The organism is Paenibacillus sp. 2TAB26 (assembly GCF_052115145.1).
GTDB lineage: Bacteria > Bacillota > Bacilli > Paenibacillales > Paenibacillaceae > Pristimantibacillus.
In genome coordinates this window covers 189,340-212,628 of the sequence record NZ_JBFRGC010000009.1, presented here as the reverse complement: position 1 = coordinate 212,628, position 23,289 = coordinate 189,340, and the positions used below count along the sequence as shown (strand labels likewise).

Annotated in this window: 21 protein-coding genes; 16 read left to right on the top strand and 5 right to left on the bottom strand. The window is 44.6% G+C overall.

Annotation, left to right across the window (positions count from 1 at the left end; all coding sequences use genetic code 11):
- Positions 1-2: 2 nt before the first annotated feature.
- The 6 genes from AB4Z50_RS12220 to AB4Z50_RS12195 all read left to right on the top strand — a co-directional run bounded on the left by AB4Z50_RS12220 (position 3) and on the right by AB4Z50_RS12195 (position 7,658).
- The gene (locus tag AB4Z50_RS12220; protein WP_441879159.1) at positions 3-1,775 is read left to right on the top strand and encodes a sensor histidine kinase; all 1,773 of its coding nucleotides are present in this window, start codon (positions 3-5) and stop codon (positions 1,773-1,775) included.
- 124 nt (positions 1,776-1,899) lie between these two features.
- Entirely contained in the window at positions 1,900-3,336 is a 1,437-nt protein-coding gene (locus tag AB4Z50_RS12215) for an ABC transporter substrate-binding protein (protein WP_441879157.1), read from the top strand.
- An 84-nt stretch (positions 3,337-3,420) separates the two neighbouring features.
- On the top strand, positions 3,421-4,359 hold the full coding sequence (locus tag AB4Z50_RS12210; protein WP_076268074.1) for a carbohydrate ABC transporter permease: 939 nt from the start codon (positions 3,421-3,423) through the stop codon (positions 4,357-4,359).
- Positions 4,356-5,186, top strand: a complete 831-nt coding sequence (locus tag AB4Z50_RS12205; protein WP_441879155.1) for a carbohydrate ABC transporter permease — start codon at positions 4,356-4,358, stop codon at positions 5,184-5,186. The genes AB4Z50_RS12210 and AB4Z50_RS12205 overlap by 4 nt, the downstream gene beginning before the upstream one ends.
- Positions 5,187-5,213: 27 nt before the next feature.
- The gene (locus tag AB4Z50_RS12200; RefSeq protein WP_441879153.1) at positions 5,214-7,058 is read left to right on the top strand and encodes a glycoside hydrolase family 127 protein; all 1,845 of its coding nucleotides are present in this window, start codon (positions 5,214-5,216) and stop codon (positions 7,056-7,058) included.
- Positions 7,059-7,178: 120 nt separating this feature from the next.
- A complete protein-coding gene (locus AB4Z50_RS12195; RefSeq protein ID WP_441879151.1) occupies positions 7,179-7,658 on the top strand; it encodes a GNAT family N-acetyltransferase in 480 nt (159 codons plus the stop codon).
- 29 nt (positions 7,659-7,687) lie between these two features.
- On the opposite strand, the gene AB4Z50_RS12190 is transcribed toward AB4Z50_RS12195, so the two are convergent.
- Positions 7,688-8,233: a pyridoxamine 5'-phosphate oxidase family protein gene (locus tag AB4Z50_RS12190; RefSeq protein WP_441879149.1), complete on the bottom strand. Its 546-nt coding sequence runs from the start codon at positions 8,231-8,233 to the stop codon at positions 7,688-7,690.
- A gap of 103 nt (positions 8,234-8,336) precedes the next feature.
- Here AB4Z50_RS12190 and pdxR point away from each other — a divergent pair, with 103 nt between their 5' ends.
- The 9 genes from pdxR (at position 8,337) to AB4Z50_RS12145 (ending at position 17,649) form a co-directional block, all read left to right on the top strand.
- Positions 8,337-9,740 carry a MocR-like pyridoxine biosynthesis transcription factor PdxR gene (pdxR, locus tag AB4Z50_RS12185; protein WP_441879147.1) on the top strand — a complete coding sequence of 468 codons (1,404 nt, stop codon included), beginning with the start codon at positions 8,337-8,339 and terminating at the stop codon, positions 9,738-9,740.
- 91 nt (positions 9,741-9,831) lie between these two features.
- On the top strand, positions 9,832-10,221 hold the full coding sequence (locus AB4Z50_RS12180; RefSeq protein ID WP_339207598.1) for a tautomerase family protein: 390 nt from the start codon (positions 9,832-9,834) through the stop codon (positions 10,219-10,221).
- Positions 10,208-10,615, top strand: a complete 408-nt coding sequence (locus AB4Z50_RS12175) for a VOC family protein (RefSeq protein WP_441879145.1) — start codon at positions 10,208-10,210, stop codon at positions 10,613-10,615. Before AB4Z50_RS12180 ends, AB4Z50_RS12175 begins: the two co-directional genes overlap by 14 nt.
- A 184-nt stretch (positions 10,616-10,799) precedes the next feature.
- On the top strand, positions 10,800-11,363 hold the full coding sequence (locus tag AB4Z50_RS12170) for a hypothetical protein (RefSeq protein ID WP_441879143.1): 564 nt from the start codon (positions 10,800-10,802) through the stop codon (positions 11,361-11,363).
- A gap of 524 nt (positions 11,364-11,887) precedes the next feature.
- Complete coding sequence (locus AB4Z50_RS12165) at positions 11,888-13,090, top strand: GTP-binding protein (RefSeq protein ID WP_441879141.1); 1,203 nt, start codon at positions 11,888-11,890, stop codon at positions 13,088-13,090.
- Between the two features lie 169 nt (positions 13,091-13,259).
- Positions 13,260-14,309, top strand: a complete 1,050-nt coding sequence (locus tag AB4Z50_RS12160) for a LacI family DNA-binding transcriptional regulator (protein ID WP_441879139.1) — start codon at positions 13,260-13,262, stop codon at positions 14,307-14,309.
- A 249-nt stretch (positions 14,310-14,558) separates the two neighbouring features.
- Positions 14,559-15,017: a VOC family protein gene (locus tag AB4Z50_RS12155; RefSeq protein ID WP_339207600.1), complete on the top strand. Its 459-nt coding sequence runs from the start codon at positions 14,559-14,561 to the stop codon at positions 15,015-15,017.
- Positions 15,018-15,075: 58 nt separating this feature from the next.
- Positions 15,076-15,771 carry an SDR family oxidoreductase gene (locus AB4Z50_RS12150; protein ID WP_441879136.1) on the top strand — a complete coding sequence of 232 codons (696 nt, stop codon included), beginning with the start codon at positions 15,076-15,078 and terminating at the stop codon, positions 15,769-15,771.
- Positions 15,772-15,801: 30 nt separating this feature from the next.
- Positions 15,802-17,649, top strand: a complete 1,848-nt coding sequence (locus tag AB4Z50_RS12145) for a glycoside hydrolase family 9 protein (protein WP_441879134.1) — start codon at positions 15,802-15,804, stop codon at positions 17,647-17,649.
- A 75-nt stretch (positions 17,650-17,724) separates the two neighbouring features.
- Here the strand turns inward: AB4Z50_RS12145 and AB4Z50_RS12140 are convergent, their stop codons facing one another.
- The 4 genes from AB4Z50_RS12140 to AB4Z50_RS12125 form a co-directional block, all read right to left on the bottom strand.
- Positions 17,725-18,804: a Gfo/Idh/MocA family protein gene (locus AB4Z50_RS12140; protein ID WP_339207603.1), complete on the bottom strand. Its 1,080-nt coding sequence runs from the start codon at positions 18,802-18,804 to the stop codon at positions 17,725-17,727.
- A 34-nt stretch (positions 18,805-18,838) separates the two neighbouring features.
- Positions 18,839-19,786 (bottom strand): AraC family transcriptional regulator, encoded by a 948-nt coding sequence (locus AB4Z50_RS12135; protein WP_076267964.1) that lies wholly within the window; start codon positions 19,784-19,786, stop codon positions 18,839-18,841.
- Between the two features lie 41 nt (positions 19,787-19,827).
- Positions 19,828-20,832, bottom strand: coding sequence for a Gfo/Idh/MocA family protein (locus AB4Z50_RS12130; protein ID WP_430057532.1), 1,005 nt, complete (start codon positions 20,830-20,832; stop codon positions 19,828-19,830).
- A gap of 160 nt (positions 20,833-20,992) precedes the next feature.
- Entirely contained in the window at positions 20,993-21,844 is an 852-nt protein-coding gene (locus tag AB4Z50_RS12125; RefSeq protein WP_441879131.1) for a helix-turn-helix domain-containing protein, read from the bottom strand.
- 132 nt (positions 21,845-21,976) lie between these two features.
- Between AB4Z50_RS12125 and AB4Z50_RS12120 the strand changes: the two genes are divergently transcribed.
- The gene (locus AB4Z50_RS12120; protein ID WP_441879129.1) at positions 21,977-23,269 is read left to right on the top strand and encodes a Gfo/Idh/MocA family protein; all 1,293 of its coding nucleotides are present in this window, start codon (positions 21,977-21,979) and stop codon (positions 23,267-23,269) included.
- The last annotated feature ends 20 nt before the right edge of the window (positions 23,270-23,289 follow it).

Here is a 23,289-nt window from a genome sequence, read left to right as displayed (position 1 = left end):
ATATGACATTTCGATCACGGTTGTTCATCAGCTATATCATCCTAATTGCTTTGCCGTTCCTTGTGTTAAGCACTTTATTTTATCGTACAAGCCTTAAGGTTGTGACGGAGCAAGCGCAAAAAAATGTTTATGAGATCGTCAAAAAAAATAATGAAGTCATCGATACGAAGCTCAAAGTTGTCGATCAGAACAGTTTGGCCTTGTTTGTAGACAAGGATCTGTTTCAAATTTTCAGTCAGCTGAATCCAGCAAAGGCTGAGGAGCTGCTGGCAGCTGATCGACGCGTATCTACTATTCTCAGCAAATACTTTTCACAAAACGACGATGTTTACGCCTATCAGCTTTGGACTTCTTACTTCACCTTCGGCAATTCGCAAAACATGCCGCAAGGAGATCCTACACTTTCAAATATTTACAAGCAAGCTGTGCATGCGGGTGGAAAAATGATTTGGTATCCTACCTATGATTTTACGGAGATGTTTGATCAGTCTTATCTTTCCAAGAGCATGATCGATTATCGCTATTTATATTCAGCCACACGTTTGCTCAATTTCTCCCATATGGAAGACAGTACATTAATTAAGCTGAATCCGAATGTGGAGCGTCCAGTGCTTACGATAAGCTTCAAATCGACCGTACTGGATGCCCTGTTTGAGAAGAGCATACCAGTCGGTTCCCGCTATATGGTATTAGATTCGAACGATATGGTAGTTGCCGGCAGTGATGTGTCACAAGTGACAAAAAGCTTCAACGAGAATTGGGTGGATTCATTCCGCATGACGGGAAGCGGTACTCAGCGAATGAAGCTGAACGGCGAGAATATGATCATATGCTTTGACCGCTCAACCGTAACCGGATGGTTGTCGATCGTAATAACGCCGGAGTCTGCATTGGTAAGCAACCTTGTGCCTGTTATTCGAACCTCAACGATTGTGTTAGCTGCTATATTGAGCGGAATCGCATTTTTATTTGCTTATTTTATATTAAGCCGCATCACAGGTCCGATTAAGAAGCTGCTCGGAGCGATGAGATCCGTTGGCGAAGGCGATTTTCAAACCCGCGTGGAAGTCAGCACGAATGACGAATTCGGCATCTTGATGCAGCGATTTAACCGGATGAATGATCGGATTCACCTGCTCGTCAAAGAAAACTATGAGATTAAGCTAAAGGAAAAGGAAGCAGAAATTCACGCGCTCAATATGCAGATGAATCCTCATTTTCTGTATAACACGCTCAATATTATGAATTGGACAGCGATTGAAAATAATCAGAAGGAGCTAAGCAAGATGCTCGTCTGTTTGTCCAATATGCTGCATTATACTTCTCGGAAGGAATGGGGCGCCGTTCATCTGTCAGAGGAAATCGAATGGATGAAAAACTACTTTTATATTATGTCTGCGCGGTTCGAAGGCAAGTTTACCGTTAACTATGAAATTGATCCGATCCTTTATGATCATAAGCTGCCTAGGCTGCTGTTTCAGCCGTTTGTTGAGAATGCTATCTTGCACGGGTTTAATCAGATGGAAGAGGGAGGCGTTATCCTCATTCGCGGCTGGGCAGAAGAGGGAAAACGTTTTTTTGAGATTAAGGATAATGGACGAGGAATAAACGAAGAGATGATCAAGGTGATTTTGTACAAACAATCTTCGTCGGTCGGCATTAAAAATACGATCTCCCGTTTACAGATGGCATACGGTGATGAATACGGCATCGAGATTCGGTCCGTGCCAGGATCAGGTACCAGCATTCTGATAAGACTTCCGCTCGATACCTAATAATAGTCCACCATTCCAATAATACTCGGGTTTTGAAAGCGTTATCTATCGATTACAATAAAACCATCATAGACTGCAGCTATGAGCCAATGAGATGGATAAATGAAAGGGGCTCGTTACGAATATGAGAAGACAATGGAAATCGGTTTCCGTTCTCTTAGTTGTGCTGCTTATGGCAATCAGCGTATTATCGGCTTGCACGAAGTCTGATTCGGGTAACAAAAATTCTCAGGCTGGGGCAACGAATGGCTCAAGCAACACCGAAAATACAGGCAGCGGTGAAAATGTATCCAAAGATCCGATCAAACTGCGTCTTACCGCTTGGGGCGCACCTGATGAGATCGCAGCATTTAAGAAAGCAGTCGCTAGTTTTGAGGCTAAGCATACCAATATTAAGGTTGATTTCCAAGCCATTTCAGCGGATTACGATACGAAATTAACGACCATGGTAGCTGGCAACGATGAGCCGGATATTGCCATGATGGAGTCCAGCACGATCGCTTTTCCTTTAGCGGAAGAAGGCAAGTTCGTCAACCTTCAGGATTTCCTTGATAAGGATACGGAGTTGACTGTGGATAGGCTCGTTCCTAACATTATGTATTCCTCGGAGCCTGGCAATGTAGTCGGTATTGCGCCTGGCCCAGAATCTTTTGCTTTATTTTATAACGAAGATGTATTTAAGGATGCAGGCTTAACACCTCCGCCAGCCAAAGCTTCTGAAGCGTGGACATGGGATCAGTTCGTAGAGGTTTCGAAGAAACTTACGATTGACAACAAAGGCAAGAATGCGGCAGAAGAAGGCTTTGATCCTAAAAATATTAAACAATTCGGAGTCAACGTACCAACTTGGTGGGGCGCATACAGCAACTTCATCTATTCAAATGGCGGAGACTTCTTGTCTGAGGACGGCAAAACCTTTGCTCTGAACCAACCTGAAGCTGTTGAAGCTATTCAGAAGATTTCCGATCTTATTAATGTTCATCATGTAGCGCCGTCACCTGTTCAAGCGAAAAATATACCAGGCACCAACGTTGCGCTGCAAACCAAAAAAGTAGCGATGGCATTTGATGGTCAATGGGCAAGCACAAGCTTGGCACAATCCAAATTTAATTTTAACGTTGGCGTGCTTCCCGTGATGAAACAGCCGATGACGACTGTCGTTTCTGGCATGTTCTCGATGTTTAAATCAACGAAACATCCGGAGGAAGCATGGGAGCTCTTGAAGGCACTGATTGATCCAGAAGCTTCAATCGAGCTGCTAACTGCCGGCACTTGGATGCCATCTCATAAAGAGTGGTACACGGATGAATCTTACCTAACCAGATGGACTGAAAACCTGCCTTCTCGCCCATCGGGCTACAAGGATGCGGTCGTTGAGATGGTATTGAGCAACAGCCATGCAACACCAACCGCTTATGTGAAAAACTTTAATAAAATTATGGATATCGTTAATCCAGCACTCGATAAAGTTTGGTTAGGCCAGCAAACCGCTCAAGAGGCAATGGATTCTATCGCTGCGAAAGCACAAGCACAGGTTCAAGGACGTCGTGACGTACAATAACCAATTAAAGAAAGAACTATAGTCAAATTGACGGCGTTCTTCCTGAAGACCGCCGTCTTCTTAGGATAGGAGGCAAGTATGGGCATGGATATTCCTGCGCAAACCATTCCAGCAGTCAGTAAAAAAAGTCGCATAAGAGAGCGTAAGGCGTTATTCTACGGGTTATTGTTTACAGCTCCTGCCATACTAGGCTTCATCATATTTACGCTTGGTCCTATGATTGCTAGTTTGGTGCTCAGTTTAACCGATTATAGCGTGTTCAAAGATACAACCTCATTTATTGGTTTCGATAATTACGCCAAGCTGTTCTCAGGTGAAGATGATTTATTTTATAAATCACTAGGCGTTACCTTCTATTTTGTTATTCTGCGGGTACCTGCCGTCATCATCATCTCTTTTCTGCTGGCGCTGCTCCTTAATATGAATGTAAAGGGTAGATCGTTGTTCCGCACCATTATTTATTTGCCAAGTATCGTTCCAGCGGTTGCATCGTCCATGATATGGCTGTGGCTGCTTAATCCAGACCTTGGTTTAGTCAATACGGTGCTCGCATGGCTTCATTTGCCGACAAGCAACTGGTTGTTTGGCGAGAGCAGTGTTATTCCATCTGTTGTCTTAACGACGCTTTGGGGAATAGGCGGCACGGTCATTATTTTTCTAGCGGGGCTTTCGGGTATTCCGAAGCAGTATTATGAAGCCATTGATGTCGATGGCGGAGGTTGGATGCATAAGCTGCGCCATATTACGATCCCGATGGTAACGCCAACAATCTTCTTTAATACCATCATGACGATTATCGGTTCTTTCCAGGTGTTTAGCGAAGCCTACATTTTGACACAGGGCGGGCCCAATAATAAAAGTTTATTTTTCGTGTTTTATTTGTGGAGTACAGCATTCCGTGATACAGAGATGGGTTATGCATCTGCCCTGGCATGGATTCTTTTTATCATTATTTTGTTCTTTACGTTTATCGTATTCAAAACCTCGAAATCTTGGGTTTACTACGAGGGGGAAAAATCATGAGAGAGTCCAAACTCAAGCTGACAGCAGGTTATGCGGCCCTTATTATTATTTCAGTTATGTTTATCATTCCGTTCGTTTGGCTGATTCGAAGCTCAGTGATGGATTTGTCGCAAATTTTCGTTATGCCGCCGGAATGGATTCCAAATCCTTTTAAATGGGATAACTACGAGAGAGCACTTACCGTGCTGCCTTTCGGACAATTTTTCAAAAATACACTTATTATTGTGTTCAGCGTTATTATCGGAACTGTGCTGACGAGTACGATCGCAGCCTTTGGTTTCTCTCGTATTCAGTGGAAAGGCAGAGACACCATTTTTGCAATCCTCATGACCAGCATGATGCTGCCTGCTGCGGTTACGTTAATTCCGAGCTTTCTTGGATGGAAAACAATGGGCTTCTATGATACGTTCTATCCCCTTATCGTACCGGCGTTCTTTGGTGGAGGTATCTTTAATATCTTCCTGCTACGCCAATTCTACATGACGATTCCGCGTGACTTTGACGAGGCTGCTTTTGTGGACGGGGCTAATTATTTTCAAATTTACTGGCGTATTCTTATGCCGCTTAGCCGTTCGGCTGTGATCGTCGTTGCGCTATTTACCTTCTTAGGTTCATGGAATGACTTTATGGGGCCGCTTATCTATTTGAAGAGTGACAGCCGCTTTACGCTAGCACTTGGCTTGCAAATGTTTCAAGGCAGCTATACAGCGCAATGGGATTTGCTCATGGCGGCTTCAGCAACTGTCGTTATGCCCTGCGTGCTCGTATTTTTAATCGGCCAGCGTTATTTTCTGGAAGGCATTACGTTAACGGGATTGAAAGGATAACAATTAGCGATGAAAGGATGGTTAGACATGACATTAACGGAAACGAAGGCGATAAAAGGCTGGCAAAACGTGCCCTTTACGAAAGTTGAGATCGATGATGCTTTCTGGAGGCCGCGGCTGGAAGTTCTCAAAAATATTACGATGAAGGCATGTTTAGTCAAATGCGAGGAGACAGGCCGAATTGACAATTTTGCAATAGCAGGCGGACTGCTGGAAGGCAAATTTGAAGGGATGTATTATAACGACTCCGATGTGTATAAGGTGCTTGAAGGTGCCGCTTATGCACTTATGACGGATCGTGATCCAGTACTGGAAGCAGAGATCGATCGCATTATTGATCTCATAGCTGCGGCGCAGGAAGCGGATGGATATTTAAGTACTTATTACACGCTTGAAGCGCCTGATCTCAAATGGTCGGATATGGAAAAACACGAGATGTATAATGGCGGCCATCTGATTGAAGCAGCGGTTGCTTATTTCGAAGCGACAGGCAAGCGGAAGCTGCTGGATGTAGCATGCAAAATGGCTGATCATTATGATCGCGTATTTGGTCCTGGCAAGCGGCACTGGGTGGAGGGGCATGAGGAGATTGAGCTTGCGCTTGTGAAGCTTTACCGCACGACCAACGAGGATCGTTATTGGAAGCTGGCGCTTTGGCTGCTTGAAGAACGTGGTCATGGTCATGGTAAAGGTGCCATTTGGGACAAAGAGGAATGGGGCCCTGCGTACTGCCAGGATGATGTACCTGTTCGAGATATCGAGAAGGTAACAGGACATGCTGTACGAGCGATGTATTTGTACACCGCGATGGCTGATGTCGTGCATGCTTCCGGTGATCCGACGTATATTGATGCGCTGCACCGCGTTTGGTCGCATACGGTTGAAAGGAATATGTATGTGACAGGCGGCATCGGGCCGTCTCAGCATAATGAAGGCTTTACACATGATTACGATTTGCCGAATGATTCGGCTTATTGCGAGACCTGTGCGGCGATCGCTATGGTTTTTTGGAATCACCGGATGAACTTGTTGTTTGGCGATGCCAAATATGCCGATGTTGTAGAGCGGGAAATGTACAATGGCGCTTTAGCCGGAATCTCGTTGTCTGGCGACAAATTTTTCTACGTCAATCCGCTTGCATCAAATGGCGAGCATCACCGCGTGGATTGGTTTGGCACTTCTTGCTGCCCGACTAACCTAGTTAGATTTTTACCATCCATTGGACAATATGCTTATGCTGCTAAGGATGCTGGAGTAGTCGTCAATCAATACATGAACGGGGAAACTGCTTTGGAAATAAAAAGTGGGACAACCGTCAAACTTAAGCAGACAACCGCGTACCCTTGGGATGGAAAAATCGAAGTTGCGGTAAGCTTGGATCAAGCGGAAACGTTCGAGATCCGGCTTCGTGTTCCTGGCTGGTGCAGAGGATATAAGCTATCGCTTCTAGGGGAGCACCCGCAGCCATCGGAAGGAAAGATCGAAAATGGTTATCTCGTATTGAATCGCTGCTGGACACCGGGAGACTCCATTGTATTAGAGCTGGATATGCCGGTTGAAGTTATTCGGTCACGGCCGGAGGTGGAGGCTAACATTGGAAGAATAGCTCTGCAGCGCGGACCTGTGGTGTACTGCATGGAGCAGACTGATAATATGGAGTTATCCTACGATGAATTTTCTCTTGCAGCACATGACCCGCTATTCATTGAGCACCGAGCAGAATGGCTTGGCGGCGTGACTGTTCTGAAAGGAAAAGTGGCTGAAGGCAACGCTTGTTTATTTATTCCTTATTATGCATGGGATAACCGAGATGCGGGCTTCATGCAGGTATGGATTCGTGAAAAAGAAGATCGTCACTTATATCGTTATTAAGCAGAATGCTTTAAAATGAAATAGATAGATAAGCAAAAATCCGAGAGACAAGACGCTTTTTTATAAAGTGTCTATCTTTCGGTTTTTTGTTCAGGAAGCAGTTAAAGGGAGACATAATAAATGAATGTCGTAAACGCAACATTAGAAGATCTAAATGGATGGTTAGAGCTGGCTGCTGAGGTGGAGTACCTCTTTGGCCCAATGGTAGATGATCCAAACTTTGTTCTGGCACTAGAGAGAAATATACATCAAAATCGCGCGTTCTGCGTGCGGGAATATGATGGTTCGCCAGGGTGCAGCCTGTTAGGGGGACTATTGCTTTCTACATCTAACGCCCCAAGCTACAAAATCGGTTGGTTGTCTGTCTCCGCTAAAGCAAGAAATAAAGGCGTGGCATCGGCATTGCTGAATCATGTTCTAGCGCTTATAGATGTTCCTTCAGAAATAGCAGTCACAACATTTGGCGACGATATTCCAGACGGGATGCCTGCAAGGCGCCTTTATGAGAAATTTGGTTTCATTCCCTTGGAGGAATCGATTCCAAACGGTCCCGAAGGCGGTTCAAGGCAAAAGTTCCAATTGACGATTGCTCATCGGTAATGATGATTTCTTTAGTTGTCTAACCGTTATTACAAATCGTTGTGTACCGTTTTACCTGGATAAAACATAGCGCTCTCTATCTTCTCGTTTTCTTTTGCAGAGATGGAAGCAGCTATTAATTTAAATACTTTAGTTTTACTCCCCAAGGAAGATTCATATTTTTCCAAATGCGATTTGGACAACGGTTGTTTATAGTAGCCAGGCACATATTTGTCCAGCATGCTTTGCATAGCTTTTGCAGCCTCGTCTATTTCATTAACAAACTGTATTTTCCCAGAAACCATAACGCTCATATAAGAGGTGTCGGTATGAGCAGGTACGGGGTCAGTTAATGTTCCATATTCTTCGCTCACGGTAAAACAAGCTTCAGGATTTTGCTCGATATAGGAGATTTTCCGCCCTTCAGCAGCACCATGAAAATAAACCGTGTCGTTCAGCCAAGTGAAATTTAACGGAACAACGTAAGGGATTCCATCGGCAGATAGGCCAAGGAATCCTGTTTTTGCGTTTAACAAAAAGGTTTGAATCTTGCCCTGATCAGTACACTCTCTTTTCTGTAATCTTACAGGAAACATATTTAGGCACACCCTTTGTCTTTATGATAATGTAATAATAATGAACAATTGTCCCTGTGAAAAGGGGCAGATTCCGAATATTTCATGGGGTCAGGTGCTGCATATGATTGAGATTACTCCTTTACTCGATAAGCAGGGAAAACATCCTTTATACTCGCAGCTGTATACGTATATTAAGAATCAAATTGAATCTGGATCAATGGCTGAAGGTACTAAGCTTCCATCGATTCGTGAGTTGGCGCACTATTTAAAGATTAGCAAAAACACTGTAGAAGCTGCTTATCAGCAGCTGCTTGCAGAAGGGTATGTGGATAGTAAAAGTCGTAATGGAATAAGAGTGCTGCCGTTAGAGGATGTGAATACAAATCGAGATTCAGTTCAAGTAAGTTCCACTAAAGATGTTAATTGGAAAAGGTATCGGTATGATTTTAACTATGGTGATATTGAATGGCATCGCTTCCCGATGAAGATATGGAAAAAATGTTTGTCGGATGGTTTAAATGGTGACCCTTATCGAATATTGGGTTATGGACATCCACAAGGAGAAGAGGAGCTTAGGGAAGAAATTGCAAAATACGTATTTCAATCTCGCGGAGTATCGTGCAGCTCCAATCAAATTATCATTTGTTCAGGAACACAACATGCCGTAAGCATGTTATTGCAGTTTTTGTCTCTAGGGGGGCAAAACATAGCTATGGAAGAACCCGGCTATAATGGCGTTCGAACGATTTTTAAAAATCATGGCTGCGAAATTACGCCCATTTCGGTCGATTCTGATGGCTTGAACATAGAAGAGCTGCAAACAAGCAATGTCAACGCAGTGTATGTGACACCATCACATCAATTTCCATTAGGCATGGTGATGTCAGTACAGAAACGAATGAAGCTGCTTCAGTGGGCAAACCAAAACGACGCTGTCATTATCGAGGATGATTACGATAGTGAGTTCCGATATGTTGGCCAGCCGATTCCCTCTCTTAAAGCATTGGACTCAGGAGAACGTGTCGTTTATTTGGGGACATTTTCGAAATCGTTTTTGCCTGCGGCCCGATTAAGCTATATCGTCTTGCCAACAAACATGCTGGAAAAGCGGGATGAGATATTTTCCGTTTACAGTCAGCCTGCATCACCTATCATTCAGCAGGCCGTGTTTTTGTTTATGAATCGCGGACATTTTGCTGGGCATATACGCAAAATGAGAAGACTGTATCAAGCGAAGCATAAAGCTTTAGTTACTGCGATATCACTGTATATGTGTGATCGTGTAAGTATCATTGGGAGCAAATCAGGACTGCATTTGCTGCTTGATGTTAAGGACAGAGAAAGCGGCCAGCTGATCGAACGGGCAGCAGAAAATGGGGTAAAAGTGTATTCTCCGAATGTACATTGGATGGATAGTGAGCGCTGTCCGGCATCCTTTGTATGGCTTGGATTTGGCGGAATGAGTGAGGATGATATTGAAGAAGGCATTCGTCTGCTAAGCCATGCTTGGTTTGGCTCAGCATAGGAGATTTATTCTAATTGCATGTGCTATAATTTTACTAAAAATACAAGATTACACTAACAACCATTAGAATTAGAAAGGTGAGATTAGTAGAATGGCTCAGGTGAAAGTTTTTGGACTTAAGGATCAATTAAATCCGATAAAACAGCAATTATCAGAAGTTATTCATTCCTGTGTAGTGGATGTATTTAAAATGCCGCTCGATAAGAAGTTTCATCGTTTTTTCGCAATGGAGAAAGAAGATTTTTATTACGCTCCTGGACGAACCGAGGCGTATACGATTATCGAAATAAGCGTATTTGAAGGTCGTTCCATCGATTCCAAAAAACAGCTTATTCGTTCGCTCTTTGATCACATTCAAGCACAATTGCATATTTCTCCTGAAGATATCGAAATAACAATTTTTGAAACTCCAAAATATAACTGGGGCATTCGCGGCCTGCCAGGGGATGAACTGCAGCTCTCCTATAATGTTAATGTGTAGCGCGCGCAGATTAGATTCTTCTGAGGCTAGTATTGCACCGTGGCTGTCGGTCAACAATGCGGCCGAGGCAATAAAGTTTTATAAAGCGGCATTTAGTGCAGTCGAGCTTTATCGGTTAGAGGACGGAGACGGGAATATAGCTATTGCTGAGCTTTCCGTTAGAGGAGCGAATTTTTGGATTCAAGAAGAGGCTGCCGCTATACCCGCAATGGTAGGTCGTGGCTTCTTCCGGATGGTTATCACGGTCAACGACCCCGATGCCTTATTCGAATTGGCTATCGCTGCGGGAGCAATAGAAATTGCACCTATAAATGAAGAACATGGCTGGCGTATTGGTCGTGTAGCGGATCCGTTTGGCTATCATTGGGAGATCGGCAAACGACTGTTTGAATAGACAAATGATAATAGGTCGATGAATCCAAAGCAAAGGGGTCATCGGCTTTTTTTGTATAATGATCATACACTTAGCGAGGTGCGAGGATATGAATAATTTCACAAAGGAACGAGAGGGATAGATGCAACTAATATCTCCCAATTACGTCTTTAACATTGCATAAATTCAATTGGGGGGCATTAAAATGAAACGTTTATGCTCAGTTTTACTCCTATTTGCAGTTATCGCAAGTGGTTGCAGCAAGGGGACGAGTGCAGAGATAAACACGGTTGATCAGCATCAACCAACAAATGATATCGTTATAGAATCAAACAATATGCCTAAAGAAATGCCGAGTGATTTTGATTTCATGGTGCGTTACGGATACAGCGAAATAAACAAAAATGAAATTAATACTTTCTTAGATACGGCTACAAAGGATTTAGTGATGAACGGGACTGTATCTGCAAAAATTGCGTTTACGACAGAAGAGATGCGCAGCATTTATGAGAAAATGAGAGAAATAAATATAATGGGAACAAAAAACTTAAAGCCTGCTGCTATAGGGTGTGAACGGACTCCTTACGGGGAAGACAGCTGGGAAGTTAGTATAAACGGGGAATCCAAGACATTTACTTGGACCGAGAAATATTGCGAGTTAACAAAGGATGCGAAGCAGTTGCTGGAACTGCGACAGTTCATTCATCAAATCGTTGCAGGGAAGGAAGCCTATCAGAAACTGCCAGAAGCAGAAGGCGGATATGACTGAAGATTAGAGAGAATGAACTTGAATAAAGTAGGGAGACTCTCTTGTGTGCATTCGTGCAAAAAGATTTATTGTACAGAAGCTTGGATTTGAAAAAGAGAATTACAAACAAATCTTTATGAGAATGTACGTGTGGAACCATAATCATAAAAAGAAGGAAAAGATGCAAATTTTCAAGCTATTGGAGCCGAACAGAAATAAACTAGTCGTGTTAAATGATAATACGGATATAGATGGTATTCGGATGGGGGAAATAATACATTCAACTTTATAAAATAGCAGGATATGAGATATTCCGAACAAAATTAATCAATGCTCAATTAAGTTTGGTTTTCATGGAAAAAAGATAAATGGGACAAAAAGCATAGTTGTTTAATTGTAATGAATACGATCTTGACGAGTGAGCGAGATATCGTTATACTCATTAAGCGTAATGATTACTATTAATTAAATGTACTTTTTTATTTGTTATATAATCGTAATTATTACGTTTAATCGAAAGCTTAAATTAATTGGAGGTGCCAATGATGACTGTTAAAAAACTGCCTGTAACTGTATTGAGCGGATATTTGGGCGCTGGCAAGACGACGATTATGAATCATATCCTACATAATCGCGATGGCTTGAAAGTCGCTGTTATCGTAAATGATTTGAGTGAATTGAATATAGACGCTAGTCTTATTAAAGATGGGGGCGGCTTGTCACGGACAGAAGAAAAGCTTGTCGAAATGTCCAATGGCTGTATTTGCTGCACGCTTAGGGAAGATTTGCTTAAGGAAGTAGAGAGCTTAGCGAAAGAAAATCGCTTTGATTATATTCTGATTGAATCAACTGGTGTTGGTGAGCCTGTTCCCGTAGCTCAGACCTTCTCCTATATCGATGAAGAGCAAGGGATTGATTTAACACAATATTGCAGGCTGGATTGTATGGTAACGGTCGTTGATGCTTATCGCTTCTGGCATGATTACGCATCAGGTGAAACATTGCTTGATCGCAGTCAAGCCGTTGGCGAAGACGATACACGCGAGGTAGTTGATTTGTTGATTGATCAGATCGAGTTTTGCGATGTGCTTATTTTGAACAAATGTGATCTTGTTGATGATGAGGAATTGGCGGAACTAGAAGGGGTTCTCCGGACCATGCAGCCACGCGCCAAGTTTATTCGTACTTCCAAAGGCGAAGTTAATCCGAAAGAAATTTTAAATACGTCGTTGTTTAATTTTGACGAAGCTAGTCGTTCAGCAGGGTGGATTAAGGAATTGGAAGCTCCATCACATACACCTGAAACGGAAGAGTACGGTATATCCTCCTTCGTATACGAACGTGCGAAGCCATTTCATCCGCAGCGTCTTAAAGCTTGGATGGAGCGCTGGCCAGAGGAAGTCGTTCGAGCCAAAGGTATTGTATGGCTTGCGACTCGTAGCGCGTATGCACAAAGCTTGAGCCAAGCAGGGCCCTCCATACAGTTTGGACCGGCTGGTTTATGGGCTGCTGCATTGCCGGATGCGGAACGAGAAGAATTACTGCTCGAAGACCCAGAGCTCGCAAACGTATGGCACGAGGAATATGGTGATCGTGTTAATAAGTTTGTACTTATCGGCATCGCGATGAATCGTAAGCAGCTGACCGATTCGCTCGACCAATGCTTGCTGAGAGACGAGGAGCTGCCGCTTGACTGGAACGTGTTTCTTGATGAATTTCCGAATGCGATGAATGATCAGATGTACTGATATTTCGGCTGTCAGTGTTGTTTTTATATAAGAAGCAGCCTCAGGGAAACCTTTGAGGCTGCTTCTATTTTAATATCTTTAAAGCAGCTTGCAATTATGAATTGACAGCGCTTCGGAACATTGGTACCATATTTTCATAAACGCGTGTTTACGGAAAGAGGGACTAGGATTGAGCAAGGAAATTAATAGTACGGAAATTGCTAAGCTAGCAGGTGTTTCCAGAAGCACGGTCAGCCGTGTTATTAACAATTATGCGAATGTTCCTGAGAAGACGAAGCAAAAGGTATTGAAGGTCATTCAGCAATACAATTATTACCCTAATCTATCCGCGCAGGTGCTGGCAGGCAAACGCACGCGAACGATTGGTTTGTTTATGGCCGATTCCGGGCGAGTATCCGGCGACAGCATTTCAAGCTTGCTGCTTGCCCGGGTTATTGAAAACGCTTCTTCGCATGGCTATTATGTGCTGACTCATATCGTTCACGATATGAAAGATCAGAATGAGGCTCGTACGATTAAGGAGAGCTTCTATCAGCGCAGAATCGATGGAGGCGTGTTCATTGGAGCAGCTAATCATGAACCGCTTATTGAAGAACTTATAGCCGAAGGATTTATGGTGGCAATCGTAGATCAGCATTTGCCAGGACGGACCGAATCCAATCGTATTGTGTTCAACTTTGACAACGAAACGGGTGTAGGGCAAGCGATTGATTATTTAGTCAGCTTGGGCCATGAGCGAATTGGCATGATTAACGGAGATATGAATAGATACTCCGGACCATCCAAGTGGCGCGGCTTTCAAGCAGCAATGGCAAGGCATCAATTGCCGCTCGTGCAGCAGTGGATGCTGCCGGGAGATTTTAACGAATCAAGCGGCTACATGGTGATTAAGGAATTTATGAAATCCAAGATGGAGCTGCCGACAGCGATATTTGCGGCAAACGACAGCGTTGCATTCGGAGCTATTCGAGCATTGAAGGAATCCGGTATTCGTGTGCCGCAGGATGTATCGATCATAGGTTTTGATGACCATATATTGAGTGCACATTCCAGTCCGGCATTAACGACGATTCGGGTTGATTTTGCAGACATGATGGACAAATTAACGAAAACCTTGATCTCCAGCATTGAGAATGGTTCGGGCGACTATCAGCCGGTTGCGGCAAGCACGGAGCTTGTTGTCCGTGATTCCTGTCAAAGGGCAAGGGAAGATTCATAGTTAAGACCAAGACCTACGTAGTTAGAGGTCGTTATGATTTGCATAATGGCTTTTAATGTCAGGTTTGAACTGCACATTATTTTTTACTTTCAAATGAACGCGCGTTCACATGTTGTAGCTTTGTGAGAGGGGGAATGCGGATGTAGGTGAAGGAATTTCAATGAATTGGAGTATCCAGATATTGAATAGTGATTACACGGCTTTTACAGCACTTATAACGATAAAATCAACCTACAGGGGGAAACGGGCATGGATAAAAACTTGATTGGAACACGTACAGTAACTCAAATTGGATTATTAGTTCATGATATTGATACAACGTCGCAGGCGTATGCCGATTTTTTTGGAATTGAAAAGCCGAATTGGTTTTGGACAGACACGGTGGATAAAGCACAAACGGAATACAATGGTGAATCGTCAGTGGCTCGCGCCAAGCTTGCTTTTTTTGATATGGGTTCCTTGCAGCTTGAGCTTATCGAGCCGGATGAACATCCTAGTACGTGGAGAGAGCATCTCGACAAGCATGGTGAAGGCCCGCATCACATCGCGTTCGTCGTTGACGGCATGAAAGAAATTGTAGCATCCATGGAGAAAAACGGAATGGCATTGGTTCAAAAGGGAGAGTATACCGGCGGACGATACGCTTATATGGATACTTTTAAAAATTTGAAGATCATGCTGGAGCTGCTGGAAAACGATAAAAAGTAAATAATGCGATAACGAGTTTCCCAATATAGGTGATGAATGAACAGGAGGAATGAGCGGTATGAACATATTAATTACAGGCGCCAATCGAGGTCTTGGCTTAGCGATTGCTAGTGAAGCGTGCGAACGAGGGCATTATGTGTTAGCTGGGGTTCGCAGCCCGGGATCATCCGCAGAGGGCTTGCAAGAGCTGCTCACAAAATTTCCGGATCAAGTAACGATCCTGCCGCTTGATGTTGCGGATGAGAATTCGGTTCGCTACGCTTCCGAGCAAGCGGAAAACCGAGTACGCAGTCTGGATGCGGTTATAAACAGTGCAGCGATATTGCTGGGACGGGATCAGAAGCTGGAGCAGCTCGACTTGGAGCAAGTAGAGCAATCGTTCCAGACTAATCTTTTTGGGCCGATCGTCGTGCTCAAGCATTTTTTGCCTATGCTTCGTCAAGGAGAGCGGCAAAGCATCATTAATATTAGCTCGGAAGCAGGAAGCTTTACAGGCGCTTATGGCGGCGACTATTCGTATGCGCTGTCAAAGTCTGCTCTGAACATGTTCTCGGCACAGCTGCGGAATGAGCTTGCACCGCAAGGCATTGTTGTTCATGCACTTCATCCCGGCTGGATTAGAACAGATATGGGAGGCGAGCAAGCACCTGGAGATGCGACAGTATCTGCAGCTGGCATCTTGAACATCGTCGAGCGGAAAACGGAAGCAGATGCGCTTTTTATTGATCATAACGGCGCTCCTATGAATCTGTAAGGCAGAACAAAATAAAATTGGCGGTGGCTGATGAGCATACGCAGACGTACTTTGTATGTCATAGGCGGAATCATTACTCTTTTGTTAGTCGTGACGATATCATTTCGACTGTTATCAGGGTCAGAAGGCGGGAATACATTGAATAAGCAGCAGGAACAAGGAAATGCTCCAATAAACAATGCTGAATTGCCAATTGCAACGGAACCTGACTCGCAGCCAGAAATTAAGCAAGGAATGCAAGTGAAGGTGGATCAGGTTGGCTATGGAACAGCGCATGCGAAGTTTGCCATCGTGGAGGGTGAGTTGCCAAGCGAAGCGGAATTCTCGTTAGTAGACAGCAATGGCAACACGATGTTTACGGGCAGCTTATCTGAGCCGCTTGCGGATGCAGCATCACAAAAGACAATAAGAAGAGCGGATTTCTCCAGCTTCCAAACGGCTGGAGAATATAAGCTGCTAGTCGCTGGGGCGGGCAGTTCTTACCCTTTTGTCATTGGAGATGCTCCATATGATGATGCGCTCGCTGCGCTGCTCAGATCTTATACATTGCAGCGTTCGGGCGTAACGATCGACGATCCGATTACGAAGCTGAAGCAGACAGCAGGACATTTACAAGATGCGCAAGCAGAGATCTTCTTTGATGATGGAGTATCGCATAAAGGTGATCTCATTGATGTATCTGGCGGCTGGTACGACGCGGGTGATTATGGGAAATACATACCTCCAGCAGCTGTTACAGTTGCTCAGCTGCTGCTCGCTTATGACCTCAATCCAGAAGCATTTCCTGCGGGACAGCTTAAGCTTCCTGAAGGGTTAAAGACTGCGAATTCCTCGCTTCCTGATATTTTGGAAGAGGTGCGTTATGAGCTGGAATGGATGCTGCGCATGCAGCGTGCAGACGGTGCGGTTTATCATAAAGTGAGCGGTTCCGCTTGGACTGGATTTGTTACGCCAGATACGGATACACAAACTCGTTATGTATATGGTTTGTCGACGTATGGCACCGCTCAATTTGCGGGTGCAACAGCGCTGGCGTCTCGAATATATAAAACCTTCGACCAGAAATTTTCTAATCGTTTGTTAGCTGCGGCTGAGAAAGCACAGAGCTACTTGAGCGCAAACGAAGCCGCTGCTTTTCGGCAGGATCCGATGCAAGATAACGGCTCTGGCGGATATGGCAAGCAAACCGATGCAGAAGAGAGGATGTGGGCACTTGCTGAGCTGTTTCGCACTACGGGAAATAGCAGCTATAGCGACGTGCTTACTAGTCGGTTTGATTATTTGTTGAAGAGCTCTCCACAGGCGGTCAACTGGGCGAATGCCCAGCTGCTTGGTCAATGGGCGTACTATGGTGCGGAGAAAGCGGATGAGCAGTGGAAGGAGCTTATTCGTACAGCAGTAATTGATCGAGCGAAGGAGCTTGTTGCAAGATCCGAAGCAGACGGCTATTTCAACCTATTGAACGCAGAGGAATACACGTGGGCATCGGTGAAATCCGGAGCTGCTTATGGCTGTATCCTTCTGATTGCAAACCTAATGAAGCCTGAAGAAGCTAGCTTCAGAGCTACTGCGCTTGAGCAGCTGCATCATGTATTTGGCCGCAGTGCAACGGGGTTTAGTTATGTGACGGGAATAGGCAGTCAATACCCGCTGGAGCCTCATCACCGCATTAATGCAGCTACTGGAGTATTGATTCCAGGCTTGGTCGTTGGAGGTCCGAATCGTTACGGCGGAGATCCTGATTTGGATGCGGTCAAGGATAGTCTCGCACCTGCCATGGCTTATTTGGATGTAAGAGGTTCTTATTCGAGCAATGAATACGCGATTGATTATAATGCTCCTGTCATTTTATTGGCCTCTTTTTTCGCTAATGAGTAATTCAATAGGGGTATAAAAAAAGGAACTGCCTGCAAGGTCTTTATAGACCAAGCGAGGCAGTTCCTTTTGTATAGCTTATAGATATACGGCTTTGCCGGTTTTGGATGATTCATAAATTGCTTCAAGAATTTGAGAAACGACAAAAGCTTGCTCTGGTGTAACAACAGGCTCAGTGTCCTCTTCAATAGCTTTCAGCCACATTCTCATTTCGAGATCAGCATCGCTTTCTGTTTTGCCATCGTAGAAAGCAACTCCGCCTGCATTCAGATCAACCTTAGTTGCAAATAGACGGCTATGCTTCTCGCCATTAATGCGAAGGCCATCCTTCATGTCCGCGCCGCCTTCAGTACCAGACAACGTACATTTTGCTTCGTCAACTTCAAGTGTATTAAGTGCCCAGCTGGATTCAAGCACGATTGTAGCGCCGTTTTCCATAACGATCATACCAAATGCGGAATCCTCAACCGTGAACTTCGCAGGATCCCAAGGGCCCCATGCATTAGCAGCGTTCTCACGTTGCGAAAGCTTGTGGTAAGAAGTACCAAGCACTACTTTTGGCTTGTAGTTGTCAAGCATCCAAAGCGTCAAATCAAGTGCGTGAGTACCGATATCGATAAGCGGTCCGCCGCCTTGTTTTTCTTCGTCAAGGAATACGCCCCAAGTTGGAACTGCGCGGCGACGTACAGCATGCGCTTTCGCGTAGTAGATATCACCAAGCTCGCCAGCTTCACACAATTTTTTCAAGTGTTGGCTGTCTGGACGGAAACGGTTGTTGTAGCCAACAGTAAGTTTCTTGCCAGTACGGCGAGCAGCGTCAACCATACGTTGTGCATCGTGAGCTGTTTTGGCCATAGGTTTTTCAGTCATAACATGTTTGCCAGCTTCAAGCGCAGCAATGGCAATGTTCGCATGTGAATCGTTTGGCGTACATACATGAACAACTTCAATGGAAGAATCGTTCAACAGCTCCGTGTAATCCGTGTATACTTTCGCGTCTTCTGCACCGTATTGAGCGGCTGCGTCAATTGCACGTTGTTCAACGATATCGCAAAATGCAACGATTTCAACGTTTTTAAGTTTCTTCAAGCTTGGTAGATGTTTACCGTTTGCAATTCCGCCACAGCCAATAATAGCAAGTTTGTATACTTTAGACATGTTATAAAGCCTCCTAGTAGTATAATGAATTTTTTTATTGAGAAACGGTTTGACGAGCATTCCTGCGATATTCGGAAGGAGTGACGCCGAACTTCTTGCGAAATACAGCGTGTAAATAGTTGCCGCCGGCAAAACCGGATAACTTAGCTATTTTCTCCACCGAATGCGAACTCTCGAGCAGCTCACGGCATACGACAGCTAGCCTGATGTCTTCAAGAATACGGCTGAATGTATGTCCATGATGAAGCTCCTTGAATAATCGCTGAATTTGCCGTGAGCTTAAATTAAGCTTGTCCGCAACGTCCTCAAGCGTGATGAAGCCGTCATAGTTAGCGTAAATATACTCCAAGGCGAGTCGATAACGATAAGCCTTCATATCCCGCGTTGGAAAATGCTTCTGTTCACTTGCTGTTTCATAAGCGCGAACCGCTCGCATTAAAATCTGGATAACTGTCTGCTTAATGGTAGTATAGCTGCCGACAAAATTATCGTTGCAAGCTTGATACGCTTCAAGAAAGCGAGGCATCGCTTGATGAAGATCCATTGTTGGATACAATGGAAGCGCCTTGAGCTTCTCGATACAATTTCGCGCTTCAGCAGCTTCCCAGTCGTCATAGGAATGAACATCCTCGCCGTTATTCTGCTCGGTGCGATCAATGATATCGACATGCAGACAAAGCTCATCCATCGCTTCAAGCGGGTCTGCTTCTTGATAATGCATGATCTCAGGTCCGGTTAAATAAAGCATGCCAGGTTTTAATGCATACTCCTGGTCGCTAATAATGACCTTTCCTTTGCCCTGCGGTATGAAGTGAAATTCATATTCCGCGTGCTTATGAAATCCAATCATTCTGCCGGGAGGAAATTGCGTCAGATGGAAGCGCAGTACATGGATGTCGTAGGGTCCCCATCTGATGCACAGCTCCAGGCGTTCAAGCGCATCCTGGCGTTCATGCATGACCTCATACGGGAAGTTAGGCATGCCGATCACTCCTTGGAGTCGTTCAAATTATGTGTGTCGTATTACTCGCTCAGCTCATCGATGCGGATTGCACGGTGCTCATTAGCAGAACGGTTTGAAGCTTCCATCAGCTTTGTTAAGTCAATGGCAAGGCTTACATTTTCGTCAGCGGACGTGTTGTTCTCGATGTGCTGTACCCATTGGTCAAATGCACTTTCTCTGTTCGGCGGAATCACTTGTGCCGTCCATTGCTCAGATGATTGTGCTCCTGGTGTAGAAGTGCGAAGCAGCAGCTGGCTCTCAGGATTGCCATACAATAGCGTTCCTTCAGTTCCATGCACCTCAAGCGTAAATGGTGAATGATTGTTAACGAAGCCGGCTTCTACGATTCCGATTGCTCCAGATGGCGCGTTCAATATCGCAACTGCGTTATCTTCTACTTCTTTGCCAGTCACATAACCAAAGTGAGCAGAAACCTCTTTTGGCATTTCATTCAAGAAAAGTCTAGTCAAATACATAGGGTGACAGCCCAAATCGATTAACGCACCGCCGCCGCATTGCTCTAGGTTGTAGAAGTGTTCAGGCAGCCAGTTCGCTGTTGCTCCGTTATGTGAGAGACGAGCACGAACGAGTGTGATTTTTCCAAGTACGCCTTGTGACAAAATATCGCGAATCGCCAGTGTATAGCCGTCATTTAGACGAGGCAACGATACAGTTAATTTTACATTATTTTTAGCTACTTCATCTAGTATAACATTTACTTCTTTAAGAGTTGGGGCAATAACTTTCTCTGTGAAAATATGCTTGCCTGCTTTAGCCGCTGCTACGATAACCTCTTGGTGTCTGAAGGTTGGAGCGTCAACAATAACTGCGTCAATATCATCGCGACTCAACATTTCATTAAGATCGGAATGAAAAGTAACGCCAAGCTTCTCGGCAGCTGCTTGACCGCGTTCCGCGATTTCGTCCCATACAGCAACGATTTCCGTACCAGGGTGCTCCTGAGCTTGTTTCGTATAATCCCATGCGTGTACATGCCAATAACTGATTTTACCGATTCGAATCATAGGTTCATCTCTCCCTGGGCATCTATTAGCGAATTTGCATTGCATATATAAATTTATGACAACAGCTATAATTTAACATAGTTTTATGCTTATTTTTAGTGTAATTTAATGACCAAATTTGTATGAAATTACGACAAAAATTTGTTTCGCTTAAATTCTCTTACATATATTGCTTCCGATATTGACGCGGGGATATGCGGGTTATCTTTTTAAAGGTTTTACCGAAGTGGGAGAAGTTATCAAAGCCAACCGCAGCGGCAATATCGGTAATGCTCCTATCGGACTCGCGAAGCAGACGCTGCGCTTCTTTCATGCGCGTCAGAATGATGTAATCGGAGAAGGTAAAACCTGTCAGCTCCTTGAACATGCGGCTTAAATAATAAGGACTGATGAAAAAATGTTTTGCGACCTCGTCAAGCCGAAGCGTCTCCCCAAAGTGAGCATTAATGTAGCGGATAACCTCTGAAATTTTGGCATGCATGGGAGTAGCATGGTGCAGAGGCACTGGATCATGCTGCTGAATATGTCTAGCTGCAGTCAGCAGCAGCTCTGTTACGGCAAACGCAGGAAACAGCTCGAAGCCAGCAGGCTGCTGTCTGATCTCTGAGAGCGTTCTACTCATTAATTGTGCTGTCGCCAGCTGCTCTTGCATAGGCATACGAATAATATGGGATTGCTGTTCAAATGGCGTCAATAAGAAGCTGGCATGTGCTCCTGCCAATTTACTCAACATGGCATCATCAAAGTGTATGATAATTCGTTCATGAGCGGCATCGCCGGATTGCATCGTTTTGTGCAGCTCATGCTTCGAAATAAAGACGAGGTCGCCTTGCTCAACTGAATAGGAACGGTCACGTATAAAATAAATCCGCTGCCCTGACAGCATATAGTAAATTTCATAATAGTCGTGGTAGTGATTGTATTCCATCGTGTAGGGTGCTGTTCGCTTCGTATACTCAATGTATAGGTCGGATATAGAGCCAAAGCTGTAGATGTCGGGCTGGATGCTCATTAGGGATGTACTCCTTTTGATTTTATCGCAAAATAAGCGGTGTTTGATCGAAATAGAGCAGGATATGCAGAGAATTATATCACTATCATGCAGTAATATGAAGGTAATTGGAATCGAGGAGGAATAATGAGTATGGCAAAAAAACGGTATGTATTGGTAGGCAGCGGCGGCAGGGCAGAATTTTTCTACGGTGCGCTTGCAACCGATTTCAGAGAAACGTCGCAGCTGCTCGCTTTTTGTGATATTAACCAAACTCGGATGGACTATGCGAATCGCATATTAGTTGATAAATATAACCATGAGGCTGTAAAAACGTACAAATCAAATGAATTTGAACAAATGATTAAGCAGGAGAAGCCGGATGCGGTCATCGTTACGAGCATGGATCGGACGCATCATACGTACATTATTCGTGCGCTGGAGCTTGGCTGTGATGTTGTAACCGAGAAGCCCATGACGGTGGACGAGAAAAAATGCCAGCAAATTTTGGATGCGGTTGAACGGACGGGTCGCAATGTGCGTGTGACGTTCAACTATCGGTATGCGCCGCATCATACGAAGGCTAGAGAGCTGATTGCTAATGGTACAATCGGCAAAGTAACCTCCGTTCACTTTGAGTGGCTGCTGAATACGCAGCATGGCGCAGATTATTTCCGCAGATGGCATCGCAACAAGCAGAACAGCGGCGGTTTGCTGGTGCACAAATCGACGCATCACTTTGATCTCGTGAACTTCTGGATTGGCTCGCAGCCGGAATCGGTATTTGCCTTTGGTGATCTCTTGTTCTATGGTCGCGAAAATGCAGAGCAGCGCGGGGAGACGCAATTTTATGAGCGCGCAACGGGTAATCCGCTGGCTGAGAATGATCCATTTGCGCTGCATTTGGACAAAAATGATCATTTGAAAGCGATGTATTTGGATGCGGAGCATGAGGACGGCTACCGCCGCGATCAAAGCGTGTTCGGTGACGGCATTAATATTGAAGATACGATGGGCGTGCTTGTCCGCTACAAAAACAATGCGATCTTAACCTACTCCTTAAACGCATATTTGCCATGGGAAGGCTATCGCATTGCATTTAATGGAACAAAGGGACGCATCGAGATGAATATCGTGGAACAATCGTATGTGAATTCCGGCGGCGAGAAATCCGATGAGGGCGCGCTGAAAGAGCAGTCGATTAAAGTATTTCCAATGTTTGCAGCTCCTTATGAGGTCGAGGTAGAGGAAGGCGTTGGCGGTCATGGCGGCGGCGATCCGGTATTGCTGAACGATCTATTTGGAACGCCTGTAGAGGACCCATTCCATAGGGCGGCGAATCATATTGATGGAGCAAGATCGATTCTAACGGGCATTGCAGCAAACCGTTCAATCCAGACGGGACTCGCAGTACAAATTGATGAGCTTGTGAAATTTCATAACTAGGTCGCGGAGGAGGAAGCTGG

Excerpts from the sequence above, each read along its gene's own strand:
- AB4Z50_RS12220 (WP_441879159.1), top strand. The coding sequence starts at position 3 with ATGACATTTCGATCACGGTTGTTCATCAGCTATATCATCCTAATTGCT.
- AB4Z50_RS12215 (WP_441879157.1), top strand. The coding sequence starts at position 1,900 with ATGAGAAGACAATGGAAATCGGTTTCCGTTCTCTTAGTTGTGCTGCTT.
- AB4Z50_RS12210 (WP_076268074.1), top strand. The coding sequence starts at position 3,421 with ATGGATATTCCTGCGCAAACCATTCCAGCAGTCAGTAAAAAAAGTCGC.
- AB4Z50_RS12205 (WP_441879155.1), top strand. The coding sequence starts at position 4,356 with ATGAGAGAGTCCAAACTCAAGCTGACAGCAGGTTATGCGGCCCTTATT.
- AB4Z50_RS12200 (WP_441879153.1), top strand. The coding sequence starts at position 5,214 with ATGACATTAACGGAAACGAAGGCGATAAAAGGCTGGCAAAACGTGCCC.
- AB4Z50_RS12195 (WP_441879151.1), top strand. The coding sequence starts at position 7,179 with ATGAATGTCGTAAACGCAACATTAGAAGATCTAAATGGATGGTTAGAG.
- AB4Z50_RS12190 (WP_441879149.1), bottom strand. The coding sequence starts at position 8,233 with ATGTTTCCTGTAAGATTACAGAAAAGAGAGTGTACTGATCAGGGCAAG.
- pdxR (WP_441879147.1), top strand. The coding sequence starts at position 8,337 with ATGATTGAGATTACTCCTTTACTCGATAAGCAGGGAAAACATCCTTTA.
- AB4Z50_RS12180 (WP_339207598.1), top strand. The coding sequence starts at position 9,832 with ATGGCTCAGGTGAAAGTTTTTGGACTTAAGGATCAATTAAATCCGATA.
- AB4Z50_RS12175 (WP_441879145.1), top strand. The coding sequence starts at position 10,208 with ATGTTAATGTGTAGCGCGCGCAGATTAGATTCTTCTGAGGCTAGTATT.
- AB4Z50_RS12170 (WP_441879143.1), top strand. The coding sequence starts at position 10,800 with ATGAAACGTTTATGCTCAGTTTTACTCCTATTTGCAGTTATCGCAAGT.
- AB4Z50_RS12165 (WP_441879141.1), top strand. The coding sequence starts at position 11,888 with ATGACTGTTAAAAAACTGCCTGTAACTGTATTGAGCGGATATTTGGGC.
- AB4Z50_RS12155 (WP_339207600.1), top strand. The coding sequence starts at position 14,559 with ATGGATAAAAACTTGATTGGAACACGTACAGTAACTCAAATTGGATTA.
- AB4Z50_RS12150 (WP_441879136.1), top strand. The coding sequence starts at position 15,076 with ATGAACATATTAATTACAGGCGCCAATCGAGGTCTTGGCTTAGCGATT.
- AB4Z50_RS12145 (WP_441879134.1), top strand. The coding sequence starts at position 15,802 with ATGAGCATACGCAGACGTACTTTGTATGTCATAGGCGGAATCATTACT.
- AB4Z50_RS12140 (WP_339207603.1), bottom strand. The coding sequence starts at position 18,804 with ATGTCTAAAGTATACAAACTTGCTATTATTGGCTGTGGCGGAATTGCA.
- AB4Z50_RS12135 (WP_076267964.1), bottom strand. The coding sequence starts at position 19,786 with ATGCCTAACTTCCCGTATGAGGTCATGCATGAACGCCAGGATGCGCTT.
- AB4Z50_RS12130 (WP_430057532.1), bottom strand. The coding sequence starts at position 20,832 with ATGATTCGAATCGGTAAAATCAGTTATTGGCATGTACACGCATGGGAT.
- AB4Z50_RS12125 (WP_441879131.1), bottom strand. The coding sequence starts at position 21,844 with ATGAGCATCCAGCCCGACATCTACAGCTTTGGCTCTATATCCGACCTA.
- AB4Z50_RS12120 (WP_441879129.1), top strand. The coding sequence starts at position 21,977 with ATGGCAAAAAAACGGTATGTATTGGTAGGCAGCGGCGGCAGGGCAGAA.